Annotated in this window: 15 protein-coding genes, 3 tRNA genes and 2 pseudogenes; 19 read left to right on the forward strand and 1 reads right to left on the reverse strand. The window is 58.9% G+C overall.

Going from position 1 to position 19,606, the window contains the following annotated elements:
* Nucleotides 1–10 precede the first annotated feature (10 nt).
* The 14 genes from glmM (at nt 11) to BKX96_RS00400 (ending at nt 12,412) form a co-directional block, all read left to right on the forward strand.
* Nucleotides 11–1,348 carry a phosphoglucosamine mutase gene (gene glmM / locus BKX96_RS00335; protein ID WP_046820618.1) on the forward strand — a complete coding sequence of 446 codons (1,338 nt, stop codon included), beginning with the start codon at nt 11–13 and terminating at the stop codon, nt 1,346–1,348.
* 66 nt (nt 1,349–1,414) lie between these two features.
* Nucleotides 1,415–2,170 (forward strand): triose-phosphate isomerase, encoded by a 756-nt coding sequence (gene tpiA, locus BKX96_RS00340; protein WP_077182425.1) that lies wholly within the window; start codon nt 1,415–1,417, stop codon nt 2,168–2,170.
* A 4-nt stretch (nt 2,171–2,174) separates the two neighbouring features.
* On the forward strand, nt 2,175–2,558 hold the full coding sequence (gene secG, locus BKX96_RS00345; protein ID WP_017336473.1) for a preprotein translocase subunit SecG: 384 nt from the start codon (nt 2,175–2,177) through the stop codon (nt 2,556–2,558).
* A gap of 22 nt (nt 2,559–2,580) precedes the next feature.
* A tRNA-Leu gene (locus BKX96_RS00350) sits at nt 2,581–2,666 on the forward strand.
* 97 nt (nt 2,667–2,763) lie between these two features.
* Nucleotides 2,764–2,840 (forward strand) — tRNA-Met (locus BKX96_RS00355).
* 138 nt (nt 2,841–2,978) lie between these two features.
* Nucleotides 2,979–3,437 (forward strand): ribosome maturation factor RimP, encoded by a 459-nt coding sequence (gene rimP, locus BKX96_RS00360; RefSeq protein ID WP_007973115.1) that lies wholly within the window; start codon nt 2,979–2,981, stop codon nt 3,435–3,437.
* 59 nt (nt 3,438–3,496) lie between these two features.
* Nucleotides 3,497–4,978: a transcription termination factor NusA gene (gene nusA / locus BKX96_RS00365; RefSeq protein ID WP_007988680.1), complete on the forward strand. Its 1,482-nt coding sequence runs from the start codon at nt 3,497–3,499 to the stop codon at nt 4,976–4,978.
* A 27-nt stretch (nt 4,979–5,005) separates the two neighbouring features.
* Nucleotides 5,006–7,531, forward strand: coding sequence for a translation initiation factor IF-2 (gene infB, locus BKX96_RS00370; protein ID WP_077182426.1), 2,526 nt, complete (start codon nt 5,006–5,008; stop codon nt 7,529–7,531).
* A 159-nt stretch (nt 7,532–7,690) separates the two neighbouring features.
* The gene (gene rbfA, locus BKX96_RS00375; protein ID WP_008057429.1) at nt 7,691–8,092 is read left to right on the forward strand and encodes a 30S ribosome-binding factor RbfA; all 402 of its coding nucleotides are present in this window, start codon (nt 7,691–7,693) and stop codon (nt 8,090–8,092) included.
* A 3-nt stretch (nt 8,093–8,095) separates the two neighbouring features.
* A complete protein-coding gene (truB, locus tag BKX96_RS00380; protein WP_020796537.1) occupies nt 8,096–9,013 on the forward strand; it encodes a tRNA pseudouridine(55) synthase TruB in 918 nt (305 codons plus the stop codon).
* A 117-nt stretch (nt 9,014–9,130) separates the two neighbouring features.
* Nucleotides 9,131–9,400, forward strand: a complete 270-nt coding sequence (gene rpsO, locus BKX96_RS00385; protein WP_046820615.1) for a 30S ribosomal protein S15 — start codon at nt 9,131–9,133, stop codon at nt 9,398–9,400.
* 209 nt (nt 9,401–9,609) lie between these two features.
* Entirely contained in the window at nt 9,610–11,715 is a 2,106-nt protein-coding gene (gene pnp / locus BKX96_RS00390) for a polyribonucleotide nucleotidyltransferase (RefSeq protein WP_007915263.1), read from the forward strand.
* Between the two features lie 181 nt (nt 11,716–11,896).
* Nucleotides 11,897–11,972, forward strand: a tRNA-Thr gene (locus BKX96_RS00395).
* Between the two features lie 134 nt (nt 11,973–12,106).
* Nucleotides 12,107–12,412, forward strand: coding sequence for a DUF6388 family protein (locus BKX96_RS00400; RefSeq protein ID WP_046820614.1), 306 nt, complete (start codon nt 12,107–12,109; stop codon nt 12,410–12,412).
* Between the two features lie 51 nt (nt 12,413–12,463).
* Here the strand turns inward: BKX96_RS00400 and nadC are convergent, their stop codons facing one another.
* Nucleotides 12,464–13,312 (reverse strand): carboxylating nicotinate-nucleotide diphosphorylase, encoded by an 849-nt coding sequence (gene nadC / locus BKX96_RS00405; protein WP_046820613.1) that lies wholly within the window; start codon nt 13,310–13,312, stop codon nt 12,464–12,466.
* 230 nt (nt 13,313–13,542) lie between these two features.
* On the opposite strand from nadC, the gene BKX96_RS00410 reads away from it, so the two are divergent.
* From BKX96_RS00410 to BKX96_RS33450, 5 genes and pseudogenes are all read left to right on the forward strand, one after another.
* Nucleotides 13,543–15,498 carry a DUF1631 domain-containing protein gene (locus tag BKX96_RS00410; protein ID WP_077182427.1) on the forward strand — a complete coding sequence of 652 codons (1,956 nt, stop codon included), beginning with the start codon at nt 13,543–13,545 and terminating at the stop codon, nt 15,496–15,498.
* 63 nt (nt 15,499–15,561) lie between these two features.
* Nucleotides 15,562–16,119, forward strand: coding sequence for a 1,6-anhydro-N-acetylmuramyl-L-alanine amidase AmpD (ampD, locus tag BKX96_RS00415; RefSeq protein WP_046820611.1), 558 nt, complete (start codon nt 15,562–15,564; stop codon nt 16,117–16,119).
* Entirely contained in the window at nt 16,119–16,955 is an 837-nt protein-coding gene (gene ampE, locus BKX96_RS00420) for a regulatory signaling modulator protein AmpE (protein WP_046820610.1), read from the forward strand. Before ampD ends, ampE begins: the two co-directional genes overlap by 1 nt.
* A 1,520-nt stretch (nt 16,956–18,475) precedes the next feature.
* Nucleotides 18,476–18,679: pseudogene (locus BKX96_RS33445) on the forward strand (HAMP domain-containing protein); the annotation flags it as partial.
* Between the two features lie 342 nt (nt 18,680–19,021).
* Nucleotides 19,022–19,537 (forward strand): annotated as a pseudogene (locus BKX96_RS33450) (methyl-accepting chemotaxis protein); the annotation flags it as partial.
* Nucleotides 19,538–19,606: the final 69 nt, after the last annotated feature.

The following is a 19,606-nucleotide window of genomic DNA, read 5'->3' on the forward strand; positions in this document are numbered from 1 at the left end:
TGGAGTACTTATGACTAAGAAATATTTTGGCACCGACGGTATTCGTGGTCGGGTCGGCGAGTATCCGATCACTCCAGACTTTATGCTCAAGCTGGGCTGGGCTGCCGGCATGGCGTTCCGCAAAATGGGCGCGTGCAAGGTGTTGGTCGGCAAGGACACGCGGATTTCCGGGTACATGTTCGAATCGGCACTTGAGGCCGGGCTGACATCGGCGGGTGCCGATGTGATGCTCCTGGGCCCGATGCCGACGCCGGCCATCGCTTACCTGACGCGTACCTTTCATGCTGAAGCCGGTATCGTGATCAGTGCTTCGCACAATCCCCATGATGACAATGGCATCAAGTTTTTCTCCGGAAAGGGCACCAAGCTTCCCGATGAAGTCGAGCACATGATCGAAGAGTTGCTCGATACACCGATGACCGTGGTCGAATCGAGCAAGATCGGCAAGGTCTCGCGAATCAACGACGCTTCGGGTCGCTACATCGAATTCTGCAAGAGTAGCGTGCCTACCGGCACCAGCTTTTCCGGTCTGAAAATCGTCATCGACTGCGCTCACGGTGCGACCTACAAGGTAGCGCCCAGCGTATTCCGCGAGCTGGGTGCCGATGTCGTGGTCCTGTCCGCGCATCCCAATGGCCTGAATATCAACGATAACTGCGGTTCGACCCATATGGGCCAGTTGCAGGCTGCCGTGTTGGCCGAGCATGCCGACCTGGGTATCGCGTTCGACGGTGACGGCGACCGCGTGCTGATGGTTGATCACACCGGTGCCATCGTCGATGGCGACGAGTTGCTGTACATCATTGCTCGCGATCTGCATGAGCAGAACAAGCTGCAAGGCGGTGTCGTCGGTACATTGATGAGCAACCTGGGGCTGGAGCTCGCCCTGGCGGACCTGGCGATTCCCTTTGTGCGCGCCAACGTCGGCGACCGTTATGTCATCGCGGATCTGCTGGAGCGCAACTGGCTGGTGGGTGGTGAGAACTCGGGGCATATCGTTTGCTTCCATCACACCACTACCGGTGACGCGATCATCGCCGCGCTGCAGGTGCTGATGGCGCTGAAGACCCGTTCGCAGGGTCTTGCACAAGCTCGCCAGGCATTGCGCAAGTGCCCTCAGGTGTTGATCAACGTGCGTTTCGGTGGCGGTGCAAACCCGCTCGAGCATGCGTCGGTCAAGGAAGCCAGTGAGCGTGTCACCCAGGCCATGGCGGGGCGCGGACGCGTGCTGTTGCGCAAGTCCGGGACAGAGCCGCTGGTGCGTGTCATGGTCGAAGGCGAAGACGAAACCCTGGTTCGCGGCTACGCCGAAGAGCTGGCAAAACTGGTTACTGAAGTTTCTGCCTGAATTCGGCTTGCCAGCCTCGATTGTGTTGGGTAACATCTGCGCCCACTTTGACCGACGAGGTACAGCATGCGTCGCCCTATGGTAGCTGGTAACTGGAAGATGCACGGTACCCGCGCCAGCGTCGCTGAGCTGATCAACGGCCTACGTGACTTGGCCTTGCCGAGCGGTGTTGATGTCGCGGTATTCCCGCCTTTTTTGCATATCAGCCAAGTGGTTGATGGCCTGGAAGGAAAGTCGATTTCGGTCGGCGCGCAGAACTCTGCGGTGGAGTCGGGGCAAGGTGCACTGACTGGCGAGGTCTCGCCAAGTCAACTGGTGGATGCAGGTTGTTCCCTGGTGCTTGTCGGGCACTCCGAGCGCCGCCAGATAATGGGCGAGCAGGACGAAGTGCTGATTCGCAAGTTTGCAGCGGCACAGGCAAGTGGCCTGGTTCCGGTGTTGTGCATAGGGGAGACCCTGGAGCAGCGTGAAGCCGGGAAGACCCTTGAGGTTGTCTCGCAGCAGTTGGGCAGCATCATCGACGAGTTGGGTGTCGGTGTGTTTGCAAAGGCAGTAATCGCTTACGAGCCGGTCTGGGCCATTGGCACCGGGCTGACTGCTTCGCCACAACAGGCGCAGGATGTGCATGCAGCCATTCGTGCGCAGTTAGCGGCAGAGAATTCTGAAGTCGCGCAAGGTGTGCGGCTTCTATACGGCGGCAGCGTGAAGGCGGCCAATGCGGTCGAACTGTTCGGCATGCCGGATATCGATGGGGGCCTCATTGGTGGGGCTTCCCTGAATGCAGATGAGTTCGGTGCGATTTGTCGCGCCGCGGGAAACTGAAAAAATGCTGGAAACAGTCGTAGTCGTTTTTCATCTGCTGGGTGCATTGGGCGTAGTAGCTCTGGTTTTGCTGCAGCAGGGTAAAGGTGCGGACGCTGGCGCGTCTTTCGGAGCAGGTGCTTCAAATACTGTGTTCGGAAGCCAAGGTTCCTCTACCTTTCTTAGTAAGTTTACTGCTATACTTGCCGCAGGTTTCTTCATAACCAGCTTAGGGTTAGGTTACTTTGCTAAAGAGAAAGCTCACCAGCTGACTCAAGTAGGTTTGCCAAACCCGGCAGTGTTGGAAGTTCCAAAGCAACAACCGGCTTCTGATGATGTCCCGGTGCTTCAAGAGCAAAAGTCGGCTACTCCAGCGACTGACGTGCCTCCAGCTCAAGAGCAGAAGTAAGAAGGGTTTCAAACGTAGTATTGCCGAGGTGGTGGAATTGGTAGACACGCAACCTTGAGGTGGTTGTGCCCATAGGGTGTAGGGGTTCGAGTCCCCTTCTCGGTACCAATTAGTCAGGAGAGCCCGCTGTTGCGGGCTTTCTTGCAGGTGGAAGGTTACATTGACCCTGTAGGGGATCGGTCGTATACTTCCGCCCCAGCTTTGTCGCGGGGTGGAGCAGTCTGGTAGCTCGTCGGGCTCATAACCCGAAGGTCGTCGGTTCAAATCCGGCCCCCGCAACCAGTTTAAGGAGCCCCTTTTAAGGGGCTTTTTGTTAGCTGGACACTTCCAACGCCGCTGTTCGACGGCGTTTCAAGGATGGGCGTTTCGCCCATTTTTTTATTTTGCATAGCATGCACATACATGCACGAGGGGGTTCAGGTGTCGAGCAAGCTAGAAGAGTTGCAGGCCTTGCTGGCCCCGGTGGTCGTGGCCCTAGGCTATGAATGCTGGGGTATCGAGTTTTCGGCTCAGGGTCGTCACTCGATGTTGCGCGTTTATATCGATAAAGAGGGCGGTGTGCTGGTGGACGATTGTGCCATCGTCAGCCGTCAGATCAGCGGTGTATTGGATGTTGAAGATCCAATCTCCGTTGAATACACCCTCGAAGTTTCCTCGCCAGGCATGGAACGCCCGCTGTTCACTCTTGAGCAGTTTGCAAAATTTGCCGGTGAACAAGTGAAGATCAAGCTGCGCTCGCCTTTTGAAGGACGACGCAACTTTCAGGGCCTTCTGCGCGGTGTAGAAGAGCAGGACGTCGTGGTGCAGGTAGAAGACCATGAGTTCCTGTTGCCGATCGATATGATCGACAAGGCCAACATTATTCCCAGTTTTGACTGAGGCGTGCCAGATACTGCGGATCCCGCGGATCCAATGGCTTGCGAAAGGCGAGGCGTACGATGAGCAAAGAAGTACTGCTGGTTGTTGAGTCGGTATCCAATGAAAAGGGCGTACCGGCTAACGTAATTTTTGAAGCGCTGGAGCTCGCTCTGGCCACGGCTACCAAAAAGCGTTTCGAGGACGAAGTCGATCTGCGTGTGGAAATCAACCGCCACACCGGTGCTTACGAAACCTTCCGTCGCTGGACGGTCGTCGAAGAAGCAGACCTGGACGATCCGGCCATCGAAACCTGGCCGAGCAAGGTTGCTGAGACGCACCCTGGCGCCAAGGTCGGTGACGTTGTCGAAGAGAAAATCGAGTCCATCGAATTCGGCCGTATCGCTGCACAGACTGCCAAGCAGGTCATCGTGCAGAAGGTTCGCGAAGCCGAGCGCGCTCAGGTTGTCGACGCTTACCGCGAGCGCCTGGGTGAAATCATCTCCGGCACCGTGAAAAAAGTCACCCGCGATAACGTGATCGTCGACCTGGGTAACAACGCCGAGGCGTTGCTGGCCCGTGAAGACATCATTTCTCGCGAAACTTTCCGGGTTGGCGTGCGCTTGCGTGCGCTGCTCAAGGAAATCCGCACCGAGAACCGCGGCCCGCAGTTGATCCTGTCGCGTACCGCGCCGGAAATGCTGATCGAGTTGTTCCGCATCGAAGTGCCGGAAATTGCCGAAGGCCTGATCGAAGTAATGGCTGCGTCCCGTGATCCGGGTTCGCGCGCCAAGATCGCCGTGCGCTCCAAGGACAAACGCATCGACCCGCAGGGCGCTTGCATCGGTATGCGCGGTTCGCGCGTCCAGGCAGTGTCGGGCGAGTTGGGTGGTGAGCGTGTGGACATCGTCCTGTGGGACGATAACCCTGCTCAGTTCGTGATCAACGCCATGTCCCCGGCCGAGGTTGCGGCAATTATCGTTGACGAAGATGCCCATGCAATGGACATCGCCGTCGGCGCAGACAATCTGGCTCAGGCCATCGGTCGTGGTGGTCAGAACGTGCGTCTGGCCAGCCAGTTGACTGGCTGGACCCTGAACGTGATGACCGAATCGGACATCCAGGCTAAACAGCAAGCAGAAACCGGCGACATCCTGCGCAACTTCATCGACGAGCTGGAAGTCGACGAAGAGCTGGCACAGGTGCTGGTCGATGAAGGCTTTACCAGCCTGGAAGAGATTGCCTACGTACCGTTGGAAGAAATGCTCAACATCGACGGCTTTGACGAAGAAATCGTCAACGAGCTTCGCGCTCGTGCCAAGGATCGTTTGTTGACCAAAGCCATCGCTACTGAGGAAAAGCTGGCAGACGCCCATCCGGCCGAAGACCTGCTCTCGCTTGAGGGTATGGACAAGGATTTGGCGATGGAACTGGCGGTGCGCGGCGTAATTACCCGCGAAGACCTGGCCGAGCAGTCTATTGACGACCTGCTCGACATCGACGGCATTGACGATGATCGTGCCGGCAAGTTGATCATGGCCGCCCGAGCCCACTGGTTCGAGTAATTAGGCGCGGCCTGAGGAGAGAAGTGCATGACGCAAGTCACGGTGAAACAACTGGCCGATGAGGTCAAAACACCGGTAGAGCGCCTGTTGCAGCAGATGCGTGAGGCAGGTCTGCCGCACACCGCCGCCGAAGAAAGTGTGACTGATAGTGAGAAGCAATCGTTGCTGACTCACTTGAAAAGCAGCCACAAGGCGAAAGTGGAAGAACCACGCAAGATTACGCTGCAGCGTAAAACCACCAGCACCCTGCGTGTTGCTGGCAGCAAAAGCATCAGCGTTGAAGTACGCAAGAAGAAAGTCTTCGTACAGCGCAGCCCGGAAGAAATCGAAGCCGAGCGCAAGCGTGAACTGGATGAACGTCGCGCAGTAGAAAATGCTGCCCGTCAGAAGGCTGAAGAAGAAGCCAAGCGTCGCGCCGAAGAAGAAGCGCGTCGCCAGCCTGCAGCTGCGCCGACCGCTCCAGCCCAACCTGTTGCAGCGCCAGCTGCGGTAGCCGAACCTGTTCGCGAAAGCGCACCGGTCGTGGCAGCCGCTCCGGCACCTGCGGCCGATACCCGCAAGCGCGACGAACAGCGTCGTCCGGACAAGCCACGTGCCGACGACAACAATCGTCGCGGTAGTGGCGATGGCGAGCGTAAAAACGCTCCGCATCGTGCTTCGGTCAAGGAAAAGGCGCCAGCTCCACGTGTTGCCCCACGGACTACCGACGAAGAAAGCGACGGCTTCCGTCGTGGTGGTCGCGGCAAGGCCAAGCTGAAGAAACGCAACGCCCACGGTTTCCAGAGCCCAACCGGCCCTGTCGTGCGCGAAGTGAAGATCGGCGAAACCATCACTGTTGGCGATCTCGCCCAGCAGATGTCGGTGAAGGCTGCTGAAATCATCAAGTTCATGTTCAAACTGGGTACTCCAGCGACCATCAACCAGGTACTGGACCAGGAAACTGCCCAGCTGGTTGCCGAAGAGCTGGGCCACAAAGTGACCCTGGTCAGCGACACCGCCCTGGAAGATTCCCTGGCCGAGTCCCTGAAGTTTGAAGGCGAGGCTGTTTCCCGTGCGCCGGTCGTGACCGTAATGGGTCACGTTGACCACGGTAAGACTTCCCTGCTCGACTACATCCGTCGTGCCAAGGTAGCTGCTGGCGAAGCCGGTGGTATCACCCAGCACATCGGTGCCTACCACGTTGAAACCGACCGTGGCATGGTGACGTTCCTCGACACCCCTGGTCACGCCGCGTTTACCGCAATGCGTGCCCGTGGTGCCAAGGCGACCGACATCGTGATCCTGGTGGTTGCAGCGGACGACGGTGTGATGCCGCAGACCATCGAAGCTGTTCAGCATGCCAAGGCTGCTGGCGTTCCGCTGGTTGTCGCTGTGAACAAGATCGACAAGCCAGGTGCTGACCTCGATCGCATCCGTAGCGAACTGTCGGTACACGGCGTGACCTCGGAAGAGTGGGGTGGTGACACTCCATTCGTGCCGGTTTCGGCGAAGATGGGTACTGGCGTCGACGAACTGCTCGAAGCTGTTCTGTTGCAGGCCGAAGTCCTGGAATTGACCGCTACTCCATCGGCTCCTGGCCGTGGTGTCGTGGTTGAATCCCGCCTGGACAAGGGTCGTGGCCCGGTGGCTACCGTTCTGGTTCAAGACGGTACCCTGCGTCAAGGCGACATGGTCCTGGTCGGTTCGAACTACGGCCGTGTACGTGCCATGCTCGACGAGAACGGCAAGCCAATCAAGGAAGCCGGTCCAGCCATCCCTGTCGAGATCCTCGGCCTGGACGGTACCCCGGATGCTGGCGACGAGATGAGTGTGGTTGCCGACGAGAAGAAAGCCCGTGAAGTGGCTCTGTTCCGTCAAGGCAAGTTCCGCGAAGTCAAGCTGGCCCGTGCTCACGCCGGCAAGCTGGAAAACATCTTCGAAAACATGGGTCAGGAAGAGAAGAAGACGCTCAACATCGTCCTCAAATCCGACGTCCGTGGTTCGCTGGAAGCGTTGAACGGTGCCTTGAACGGCCTGGGTAACGACGAAGTGCAAGTGCGCGTGGTCGGTGGCGGTGTCGGTGGTATCACCGAATCCGACGCCAACCTGGCACTGGCCTCCAACGCTGTACTGTTCGGCTTCAACGTGCGTGCCGATGCTGGCGCGCGCAAGATCGTCGAGCAGGAAGGTCTGGATATGCGTTACTACAACGTGATCTACGACATCATCGAAGACGTCAAGAAAGCCCTGACCGGCATGCTCGGCAGCGATGTTCGCGAGAACATCCTGGGTATCGCCGAAGTGCGTGACGTGTTCCGTTCGCCGAAGTTTGGCGCGATCGCCGGTTGCATGGTGATCGAAGGTGTCGTTCACCGTAACCGTCCAATCCGTGTACTGCGTGAAGACATCGTTATCTTCGAAGGCGAGCTGGAATCCCTGCGCCGCTTCAAGGATGACGCTTCCGAAGTACGTGCCGGCATGGAATGCGGTATCGGCGTTAAGAGCTACAACGACGTCAAGGTCGGTGACAAGATCGAAGTCTTCGAGAAGGTCCAGGTTGCTCGCAGCCTCTAACTCGCGCACTTCAAGAGCCGTGATGGCCAGCCGCATGCAATTGCGCGGCGCATCGCCCGGACTCTAAACGCAACGCCCGGTCTGGCTTTTGTCAGGCCGGGCGTTTGCCGCTTTCAGACCACACGGGTTTCACCGTGGGGCAGTAACAGGTAACAAGACATGGCAAAAGAATACAGCCGTACCCAACGTATCGGCGATCAGATGCAGCGCGAGCTGGCACAACTGATCCGTCGTGAAGTCAAAGACCCGCGCGTCGGCCTGGTCACCATTACCGCTGTGGAAGTCAGCCGTGACGTCGGTCACGCGAAGATCTTCATTACCGTGATGGGCCAGGACAGCCACGAAGACATCGCGCAAAGCATCAAGGTGCTCAACTCCGCCGCCGGTTTCCTGCGCATGCAGCTGGCTCGCGAGATGAAGCTGCGCAGCGTTCCGCAGTTGCACTTCCACTACGATGAAAGCGTCGTGCGCGGTGCGCATCTGTCGGCCTTGATCGAGCGCGCAGTGGCTGAAGACAATCAGCACTCGGTTGCGGCACAAGCCGAAGACACCAAGGAGTAATCGGTGGCTCAGGTTAAACGTATCCGTCGTAACGTCAGTGGCATCATCCTGCTCGACAAGCCGCTGGGGTTCACCTCCAACGCCGCCTTGCAGAAGGTCCGCTGGTTGCTCAACGCCGAGAAGGCCGGGCACACCGGTAGTCTCGATCCGCTGGCCACCGGCGTGTTGCCGCTGTGCTTCGGCGAGGCCACCAAGTTCTCGCAGTACCTGCTCGATTCCGACAAGGGTTACGAAACCCTGGCGCAGCTGGGCAAGACCACCACCACGGCCGATGCCGAAGGTGAGGTTTTGCAGGAGCGGCCGGTGACCGTTGGTCGCGCCGATATCGAAGCTGTATTGCCGCAATTTCGTGGGCAAATCAGTCAGATACCGCCGATGTACTCGGCCCTCAAGCGTGATGGGCAGCCGTTGTACAAGCTGGCCCGAGCAGGTGAAGTAGTGGAGCGCGAACCGCGTTCTGTTACTATTACGCGCTTGGAATTGCTGGCCTTCGAAGGGGATACTGCGCGGCTTGCGGTGGATTGCACCAAAGGCACCTATATTCGCACCCTGGTGGAGGATATCGGTGAGCAACTCGGTTGTGGCGCTTACGTTGCAGAACTGCGACGTACCCAGGCCGGGCCTTTCACCCTGGCGCAGACCGTTACTCTCGAAGAGCTGGAAGCGGTACATGCCGAAGGCGGCAACGAGGCGGTCGACCGCTTCCTGATGCCATCGGACAGCGGCCTGCTGGATTGGCCACTGCTGCAGTTCTCGGAAGCGAGTGCGTTCTACTGGCTCAACGGCCAGCCGGTACGCGCCCCGGATGCCCCGAAGTTCGGCATGGTACGGGTACAGGATCACAATGGTCGCTTCATCGGTATCGGTGAAGTGAGCGAAGACGGGCGCATCGCGCCGCGTCGACTGATTCGGTCAGAATGACCGAACGAGTGTGGCTGTTAGCAGGCACGGTCACTACTCTTTTTTAGATACAGGGATTTGTCCCTGGCCTGTTGAAACTGTTTTTCTGAAACAGTTTCCTGATAAAAGGATTGCCACATGGCTCTCGACGTTCAAGAAAAAGCTCAAATCGTAGCTGACTACCAGCAAGCTGTTGGTGACACTGGTTCGCCAGAAGTGCAAGTTGCACTGCTGACCGCCAACATCAACAAACTGCAAGGTCACTTCAAGGCCAACGGTAAAGATCACCACTCCCGTCGTGGTCTGATCCGCATGGTTAACCAGCGTCGTAAGCTGCTGGACTACCTGAAAGGCAAAGACGTGAGCCGTTACAGCGCTCTGATCGGTCGCCTGGGTCTGCGTCGCTAATAAGCGATTGCGCTAGAGGTTGGTTGTCTGTCGTGCATCAGCGGATTTGCGCCGGTGCATGGCAGGCTCCCAGCCTCAAGTTTTATCTGGATATCCGTTTTGCCTGTGTGAGTACAACCAGGACAACCGGTCGGGCCGATTCCCGGCGTTGCCCAAGAATTTCGCAAGAACCCAGTTTCCCCAAGAGCCACAAAAGAAGGTAGGACACCGTGAACCCGGTAATCAAAAAGTTCCAGTTCGGTCAGTCGACCGTCACCCTCGAGACTGGCCGTATCGCCCGTCAGGCCTCCGGCGCAGTATTGGTCACCGTTGACGACGACGTCAGCGTATTGGTGACCGTCGTTGGTGCCAAGCAAGCCGATCCAGGCAAGGGCTTCTTCCCTCTGTCTGTTCACTACCAGGAAAAGACTTACGCTGCCGGTAAGATCCCTGGCGGTTTCTTCAAGCGCGAAGGCCGTCCTTCCGAGAAAGAAACCCTGACTTCCCGACTGATCGACCGTCCGATCCGTCCGCTGTTCCCTGAAGGCTTTATGAACGAAGTGCAGGTTGTCTGCACCGTCGTGTCCACCAGCAAGAAGACCGATCCGGACATCGCTGCGATGATCGGTACCTCGGCTGCGCTGGCCATCTCCGGCATTCCTTTCGATGGCCCGATCGGCGCTGCCCGCGTTGCCTTCCACGAAAGCACCGGCTACCTGCTGAACCCGACTTACGAGCAGCAAGCTGCTTCGAGCCTGGACATGGTCGTTGCCGGTACTTCGGACGCCGTGCTGATGGTTGAATCGGAAGCCAAAGAGCTGACCGAAGACCAGATGCTGGGCGCGGTACTGTTTGCTCACGACGAATTCCAGGTTGTGATCAACGCTGTCAAAGAACTGGCCGCTGAAGCTGCCAAGCCAACCTGGACCTGGGCTCCTGCGCCAGAAGCCACCGAACTGCTGGGCGCTATCCGTGCCGAGTTCGGCGAAGCGATCTCCCAGGCCTACACCATCACCGTCAAGGCCGACCGTTACGCTCGCCTGGGCGAGTTGAAGGACCAGGTCGTTGCCAAGCTGTCCGGTGAAGAAGGCCAGCCTTCTTCCAGCGAAGTCAAAGCGGCGTTCGGCGAAATCGAATACCGCACCGTTCGCGAAAACATCGTTAACGGCAAGCCACGTATCGACGGTCGCGACACCAAGACCGTACGTCCGTTGAACATCGAAGTCGGTGTTCTGCCAAAGACCCACGGTTCGGCTCTGTTCACCCGTGGCGAAACTCAGGCTCTGGTTGTTGCAACACTGGGTACTGCCCGTGACGCACAGCTGCTGGATACCCTGGAAGGCGAGAAAAAAGACCCGTTCATGCTGCACTACAACTTCCCACCGTTCTCGGTAGGCGAGTGTGGTCGCATGGGGGGCGCTGGTCGTCGTGAAATCGGTCACGGCCGTCTGGCCCGTCGTTCGGTTTCGGCCATGCTGCCAGCCGCTGACGTGTTCCCGTACACCATCCGTGTTGTGTCGGAAATCACCGAATCCAACGGTTCGAGCTCCATGGCTTCCGTTTGCGGCGCTTCCCTGGCCCTGATGGACGCTGGTGTGCCGATGAAGGCGCCGGTTGCCGGTATCGCCATGGGTCTGGTTAAAGAAGGCGAGAAATTCGCCGTCCTGACCGACATCCTGGGTGACGAAGACCACCTGGGCGACATGGACTTCAAGGTAGCCGGTACCGCCAAAGGCGTGACCGCGCTGCAGATGGACATCAAGATCAAGGGCATCACCGAAGAGATCATGGAAATCGCTCTGGGCCAAGCCCTGGAAGCGCGCCTGAACATCCTCGGCCAGATGAACCAGATCATTGGCCAGTCGCGTACCGAACTGTCGGCCAACGCTCCGACCATGATCGCGATGAAGATCGACACCGACAAGATCCGTGATGTCATCGGTAAAGGCGGCGCGACCATTCGTGCGATCTGTGAAGAAACCAAGGCTTCGATCGACATCGAAGACGACGGTTCGATCAAGATCTTCGGCGAAACCAAGGAAGCGGCAGAAGCTGCACGTCAGCGCGTCCTGGGTATCACCGCTGAAGCCGAAATCGGCAAGATCTACGTCGGCAAGGTTGAGCGCATCGTCGACTTCGGTGCATTCGTCAACATCCTGCCGGGCAAGGACGGTTTGGTTCACATCTCCATGCTGAGCGATGCTCGCGTCGAGAAAGTGACCGACATCCTGAAAGAAGGCCAGGAAGTGGAAGTGCTGGTACTGGACGTGGACAACCGCGGCCGTATCAAGCTGTCCATCAAGGACGTAGCAGCAGCGAAGGCTTCGGGCGTTTAATCACTCCCGCGCCTGACCGCTGAACAACAAAACGCCCCGACTGGTTCGGGGCGTTTTGTTATGCGCAGAAAAATCAAAAGATCGCAGCCTGCGGCAGCGCCTACACAGGCTGCGATCTTTTGTTTTTTTAACGGTGTTGGAAGTTGCCTGACTCCATGGTCAGTGCTAGGTTTAGCCCACTGCCCGTGTAGCTCAGCCGGTAGAGCAGCGCACTCGTAACGCGAAGGTCGCAGGTTCGATTCCTGTCTCGGGCACCAGCGACACGTTGTTTTCAGATGATCCCGAATGGTTCTGAAGGCCAGAAAAGCCGGGCTTCAAGCGGTTTTTTTGCGTCAGAGAGATCCTTGATGATCCAGATCCATCTTCCATTCCCCCGATCAAAGAGAACGCCATGACCGTTAAAGAGATGTCCCAGGAAGAAAGGCACGAAGAAGCGCTCAAGAAGTATTTGCTGGATTCGCCCCAGCTAGCCGATGAGATCAAGGACCTGCCCGCCGACGATCAGAAAGACCAGATCCAGTGGGCGTTCGAGGATGAAGCCGAAGCCCAGGGCTTGCAGCCGTGGGAACTGACGCTCAAATACACATCAACCCCCGAAGAGTACGAGGCCGAGCGCCTGAAACTGCACAAGGAAGCGGCTGAAGTGTTGGGTGTCGAGTGGGATGAGTACTGCGAGATGAATAATCTGGTGGTCTGACAAAAACGCCGGCCTTCATGAGGCCGGCGTTTTTCGTTCAACGACGCGTGATCAGAGGCTCAGTCGCATCGACAGATCCACAGCCTTCACATCCTTGGTCATCGCCCCAATCGAAATGTAATCCACCCCGGTTTCGGCAATCGGCAGCAATGTGCTTTCGTTGATCCCGCCGCTGGCCTCCAGCTTTGCCTTGCCATCGTTCAGGCGCACGGCTTCGCGCATGTCATCCAGGCTCAGTTCGTCGAGCATGATGATGTCAGCCCCGGCCGCCAGCGCTTCTTTCAGTTCATCCAGGCTTTCCACTTCGATCTCTACCGGCTTGCCCGGTGCGATCTTGTGCGCGGCGGCGATGGCCTGGGGGATGCCTCCGCTGGCGGCGATGTGGTTTTCCTTGATCAGGAAGGCGTCATACAGGCCGATGCGGTGGTTGTGGCAACCGCCGCAGGTCACGGCGTACTTTTGTGCCAAGCGCAGCCCTGGCAGGGTCTTGCGGGTGTCGAGCAGTTTCACCTGGGTTTGCGCAACGAAGTCTGCCAGTTGCTGCGCGCGAGTGGCGACGCCGGAGAGCATCTGCAGGAAGTTCAGCGCGCTACGTTCGCCCGTCAGCAGCGAGCGGGCCGGCCCTTCGAGGTGGAACAGCACCTGGTTGGGTTTGACGCGCTCGCCATCGGCGACCTGCCAATGCACCGCAACCCGTGGGTCCAGCTGCCGAAACACGGTATCTACCCATGCAGTGCCACAGATGACGGCGGCGTCGCGGGTGATGATGGTGGCTTTGGCCAGGCGTTCGGCCGGGATCAGCTGCGCGGTGATGTCGCCGCTGCCGATGTCTTCGAGCAACGCGCGGCGCACGTTGGCTTCGATTTCGGCGTTCAGATCGGCGAGACGTAGATTCGGCATAAGGAACTCCACAAACAAAGTGCTCCGATTATAGGGCCATGCTACCGAGCAACCCAAGGCATGCGCATCGTTCCCACCGTCCTGAAGCCTGCATCTGGTCGATTGCGTTGCGCGAGCCTGTTCTTTTCATGCGCGGTGAGCACTGGGGTGGCGTTAGGACTACCTTTACCCGATAATTCGCCTTGGATTTGACGTCACGACTTTGACGGCTGCAGGGTTCAGGAGGCTGGATGCACAACGACGGGAATGTGGTGCCTTTGCGCAGGGTCGCTCTCGACCAGGCGATGGACCCGCCACTCGCCCGCCTGCCTGTCATTGCGCTGCAGGTTCGCGACAAGGCTACTCAACAGCTCAGGCAAGCTCTGCAGACGCTGTTCGACAATGCCGACGATACCCTCTTCGAAATGGCCGACCGGGCACTCGATGATGTCGAGCAGAACCTGTTCTTTGAGGCGATGCGCGACCTGCGCTTGAAACGCAAAAGCATCGAACGGTTGTTTTTCGAGCAATTCTTCGAAGCGTTCATCAGCCTGGGCCAATGCCACCTCGCCTACAGGGTCCTGCCTCGGTCATTGTCCACCAGCACCCGCGCGGCGCTACCTGATGACGGGCTGGAGCGCAACCTTGCTGTGGACGCGATGGTCAACAAGGTGCTCTACCGTGACGGTTTCGCCCTGGACCAGCTCACCGCCCGCCTCAGCACATTGCTGGGCAGGACGTTGATCGAGCAGCACAATCCGCTGGGGCCGACGATGCTCTGCAAGTTTTTTCTTGGGGCCGGGCGCCACCTGGGTGTGGACATCAAGGTGAAGATGGTCATCCTCCAGCTGTTTGATCGCTACGTGCTCAGTGGCGCCGGCCAGCTTTACGCCCAGGCAAACCAACTGCTGATGGCCACTGGCGTGCTGCCTGGCCTTGCGCCTGCCCCGACCAGTGATACGACGGAAAACGCCATCGCTGCTGCGCTAGCCGCACCAGCAGGGCCGGCAGCCGAAAACCATGTGCCCGAGGTATTCGCCAACCTGCAGAACCTTTTATTGCCGGTACGTTCGAGCGTTGCCGCCACCCCTGGAGCCAGTCCCCCGACACAGCAGATTTCCAACCGCGAACTGTTGCGCCTGCTCTCACACCTGCAGCATGAACCGTTCGCTGTGAACGACTCCGACCTGCGTGGCCAATTGCAGCAGCTGTTGAACCGGGTCTGGGTCAAAAGCGGCAAGTCGTGGGTCATCGAGGGGGTAGACGCCGATGCCATCCAGCTCACCGTCATGCTGTTCGACTGCATCCTGGCTGACGCTACATTGCCGGACCGCCTCAAGACATTGATCGCTCGCCTGCGGATACCGCTGGTGAAAGTGGCGGTACTCGACAAGCACTTGTTCAGCCACAGCAGTCATCCGGCCCGGCGCTTGCTCGACGAAATCGCCCGTGCGGCCCAGGGGTGGGGTGAGGCCGATGGTCATGAGCGCGACAGTCTGTATCGGTACATCGAGCAGATGGTGCTGCGTTTGTTGAATGAGTTTGGCGACGATCCGGCGATATTTTCCGAGTTGCTGGCGGAGTTCCTTGCGTTCACTCGTGACGAGCGCCGTCGCAGTGAGCTGCTGGAACAGCGGATTCGTGATGCCGAAGAAGGACGCGCCCAAACCGCCTTGGCCCGCCAGCGAGTGGAGCAGGCGTTGAATCAAGAGCTCCTGGGCAAGACACTACCGCACAGTGTGCTGGCGTTCGTGCACGACGCCTGGAGTAACGTGTTGCTGTTGACCTGCCTCAAGCACGGTCATCTGTCGCCACAGTGGCAGGCAGATGTGCAGGCCTTGGCGAATTTGATCTGGAGCGTCCAGAGACACGACCAGCCCGATGCACCCGAGCATTTGCTGACGCTGGTCCCGGGGTTGCTCAAGTCGTTGCGCGAGGGGCTGAGCCGTTCGGCGTTCGATCCCTTTTCCACCAGCGCATTTTTCAGCGAGCTGGAGCGCTTGCACGTTCAATCGTTCGAGCAACCGGGACATTCGCCTGCGGGGGCGTCGGTGCTGGTCGAGGTGTTGGAGCCATTCTTTCTGCAGACGGCTGAGGAAGGACAGTTACAAAGCGGCGCGGTGCGCGTGCTTGACGATGGCGCATTGTTTGGCCGAGGCCTGGCATCGGTGATCGCCAAGCTGCAGCGCCTCAATCGCGTCAAGTGATCGCTCCCAGAGGACTATCGCGGCATACTGGACATCAACACAGTCGTCGTTGAAGGAATTTGTATGCAGCTGGACCCCGCGAGTGGTTGGTGCAAGGGTGTGCATGTATGCCCCTCGCCCAACTTCAATGCGCGCCCCGAGGGCGAAATTTCCCTGCTGGTGATTCACAACATCAGCCTGCCGCCAGCGCAATTCCAAACTGGCAAGGTGCAGGAGTTCTTCCAGAACCGCCTGGATGTCACGGAGCACCCCTATTTTGAAGGAATTGCCGACCTGCGGGTGTCTGCGCATTTTCTGATTGAGCGTGACGGCACCGTCACTCAGTTTGTCTCTTGCCTTGAGCGCGCCTGGCATGCGGGAGTATCGAGTTTCGAGGGGCGGGAAACCTGTAACGATTTTTCCGTAGGCATCGAACTCGAAGGCACGGATGATCTGCCATTCGACGATGCGCAATACCGAGCGTTGACGACCCTGACCCGTCAACTGCAATCGGCGTTTCCGGCAATCACCACGCAACGCATCTGCGGGCACAGCGACATCGCCCCCGGGCGCAAGACCGATCCGGGGCCCGCGTTCGACTGGGCACGCTACCGCGCAGCCCTGGCACAAGAGGAAGGATAATGAGTTTTCTGGTGTTGCTGTTGGCGGTGTGGATCGAGAAATTTTCGGCCCTGCGCCACCGGGTTCAACACGACGCTGGCTGGGTTCGCGAGCTGCACAAGCTTGAGCTCAGCCCGCGCCTGGTGAACCGTCCGTGGTTGGTCCTGGCTGTGTTGGTGCTGTTTCCGGTGGCGCTGCTGGGCTTGCTGCTGGTGGTGCTCGACCCTGTCGCCTACGGCTTATTGGCGCTGCCGGTGCATCTACTGGTGGTGATCTACAGTCTGGGTCGCGGTGATCTGCTCGGCGGTCTCGGGCCCTTCCGCGATGCCTGGCGCCGCGAAGACCTGCAAGCGGCGGCCCATGTGGCCAAACGAGACCTGGACATCTGCGCCGACAATGCCGAGCAACTGCTGGAACGGGTGGAAGGGCATTTATTGTGGGAGGCCTACCAGAGCTTTTTCGCGATCATTTTCTGGTACTTCCTTCTGGGGCCGGTCGCCGCGTTGAGCTATCGCTTGCTGGCCCTGGCCGAAGAGCACGGGCAAAACCCGGCCGTGGTCGAACGCGCGGCGCAATTGCGTCATGCATTCGACTGGGTGCCGGTACGCCTGTTGGCCGCCAGCTTTGCCCTGGTCGGCAACTTTGTCGCGGTCAGCCGGGTGATGTTGCACGAGCTGTTGAACTGGAATATCAGCGCGGCCCAACTGATCGAAAAGGTCGGACTGGTGGCGGGTGAAATTCCAGCGCCGGTCGTTGGGCCTGAGGGCATCCACAATCTAGACCGTATCTGGGAGTTGCTGCTGCGGGCGGCAGTGCTTTGGTATGCGGGGTTTGCGTTGTGGACAGTGTTGCCGTAGGCGCTGGCTTGTCGGGTCGCCGCATGCTCGCGGAGGTACCCGACCCAGTGTAGGAGCTGGCTTGCCAGCGATGGCGACCTGACAGCCGACCTATTATTTGTTGGCCGCGTACATATCCATTCCTGCGGTAACGGCCACCTAGGGTTCCGCTCTTACAGCGGGTCACTTTGAAAAGCGCAAAGTAACCAAACGCTCTTGCCCCTGGCGTTCGGTGCCTCGCTAATGCTCGGCATCCCCTCGCTCCGGTCCTGCTCCGTGGGCCCGCCGCCATCGGCCATCCATGGCCGAGGGCGGCTAAACCGGCATCCATGCCGGTTTACCCACTGCGCAGAACCTCCACTCGGCCTCACGATGGGGCAAGAAGATCAAAAACCAAAGCGAGGCGAGCTAACGCTCGACCTATTGTTTGGTGGTACGCGTTCTCTTCACCGTTAACCTTAAGTTACAAAACATCCCCCTGATTTACGCTATACAGGGATAGCGCCGAATAGTGGCTATCTGCTCTCTCGCTGCGCCCACCATAAAAATAAGAAATCCAAGGGAGACTTCCAGTGAAGAGCTTGCTCTATCCCGCCGTCGCGTTGATGAACCGCCTGAGTTTTGGCATGAAGTTCAGCCTGATCAGCGTATTGTTCCTGGTGCCGATGCTGGTCACCAACTTCTATCTGGTGCGTGACTCCTATCGCGAATTCCAGGGCACCCGGGTCGAACTGCAAAGCCTCGACCTGTTGGGCAGCAGCCTCGCACTGCGACGTGATCTGGAAACCCTGAACAATCTTGTGCAAATCAACGTCGCCCTGGGTCAATCCGGCAAGGCGGGGAATGTCGAGGCGCAGATCGGCACGCTGGAACAGGGCGTGCTGGCACGCTTGCAGGGCTTGAGTGCGATGGCCACTGACCCGGAGCAGATCGCACTGTTCGATGGCAAGCGCGATGAAATGATCAGCGCCATCAAGGCTCAGCAGACGGAAAAGTCCCTGCAAAGTAAAAGCGCACTGATCGGCAAACTGGTCGGCAATGCCCAGGTCTTCGGCCAGGTCATCGCCAGCCAGGCCGGCCTCAGCCATGACAGCCAAAGTGATATGCGTCAGCTGAGCGAACTCGTCACCAACATCACCCCGCGCATTACCCAGCTGCTCGGCGAAGGGCGGGCATTGGGCTCCGCTTCGCTGGGCCAGGGTTTTCTCAATTCGTCGTCGAGCACGCGTTTCGATGAGTTGCTGGCGCAGATCGACAAGCTCCATGCCGAGTATGGCCTGAAGCTGCAGGACGCCACGGGCTCCAGCAACGCCGCGCGCGAAGCCTTGGCGGCCCAGGCTGACAGCAGCAAGGCCTCGTTGAAGCAGGCCAGTGAGCTGTTCGAAGAGCAGGTGGTGATGGCAGACACGCTCGATGCACCGTGGCAGGCCTTTTACGATCAGGTTTCGGCGTTGATGGGCCAGACCTACCAGCTCAACGAAGCCACCTTGAAATTTCTCGGTAGCCAGTTGCAACAGCGCCTGGACCAGAACCGCACGCACATGATTCTGCAAGCCTTGGCGCTGTCGGTGGTGTTCGTGCTGATCTTTTATCTTTACGGTGCCTTCTACGCCTCCACCCGCACCACCCTCAGGCGTCTTGGCGCGGTCATGGACAAGGTGGCGGCCGGTGACATGACGGTCACCTTCAACGCCCACAGCCGTGACGAACTGGGCGAGTTGGGCGAGGTGTTCAACGGTACCGTGAAGAAGATCCATGACTTGATCGAGCGTGTCGGCCAGACCGTCGGCGAGGTCGAGCGCCAGGCCGGGCAAGTCGAGAGCGTCTCGGCGCAAAGCAACCAGGCGGTGGCCGGGCAACGCTCGCAGATCGAGCAGGTCGCCACGGCGATGAACCAGATGTCAGCCACCTCCCTGGAGGTGGCGCGCAGCGCCGCCGCTGCCGTCAGCAGCGCCCACAGCGTCAACGACGAAACGGTGAGCGGTCGTGGACTGGTGGAGTCGCAGCAGGGCAGCATCGCTGCACTGGCCAGCGAAATCGATCAGTCGGTGCAGGTGATCAACCAGTTGGCCAGCGACAGTCAGTCCATCAGCCGTGTGCTGGAAGTGATCAAGAGCATCGCCGAACAGACCAACTTGCTGGCGCTCAATGCCGCCATCGAGGCCGCCAGGGCGGGGGAACAGGGGCGCGGCTTTGCGGTGGTAGCGGATGAAGTCCGCACGCTCGCCAAGCGCACCCAGCAATCGACCGAAGAGATCGAACAGATGATCGCCAAGCTGCACGGCGGTGTCGGGGCGGCGGTCAAGGCGATGGGCGTCAGCCATGAGATGGCCAATGGTACGGTGGGGCAGTCGGAAAAGGTCCAGCAGGCCTTGGAAAATATTCTTGGTGCTGTAGGAATGATCGTCGACCAAAATCAGCAGATCGCCGCGGCTGTGGAGCAGCAGACTGCCGTTGCCCACGACATTGACCAGAACATTGTCGAGATCAATCGTGCCGGAGAACGCACGGCCGAAGGTGCGCACCGAACGGAGGACGCCAGTCGCGCGCTGTCGGCGCAGGTGGTGGAGCTGAAGCAGCTGATCAGTGCGTTCAGGGTCTGAAAAGTATGTAGTAATACTGCCCAGTTCTTGTAGGAAAGCTCCGGTTTTCCTATAGCTTCTGGTTTTTCG

The sequence above is a fragment of the Pseudomonas putida genome, from assembly GCF_001976065.1.
In the GTDB taxonomy this organism is placed as follows: Bacteria; Pseudomonadota; Gammaproteobacteria; order Pseudomonadales; family Pseudomonadaceae; genus Aquipseudomonas; species Aquipseudomonas serbica.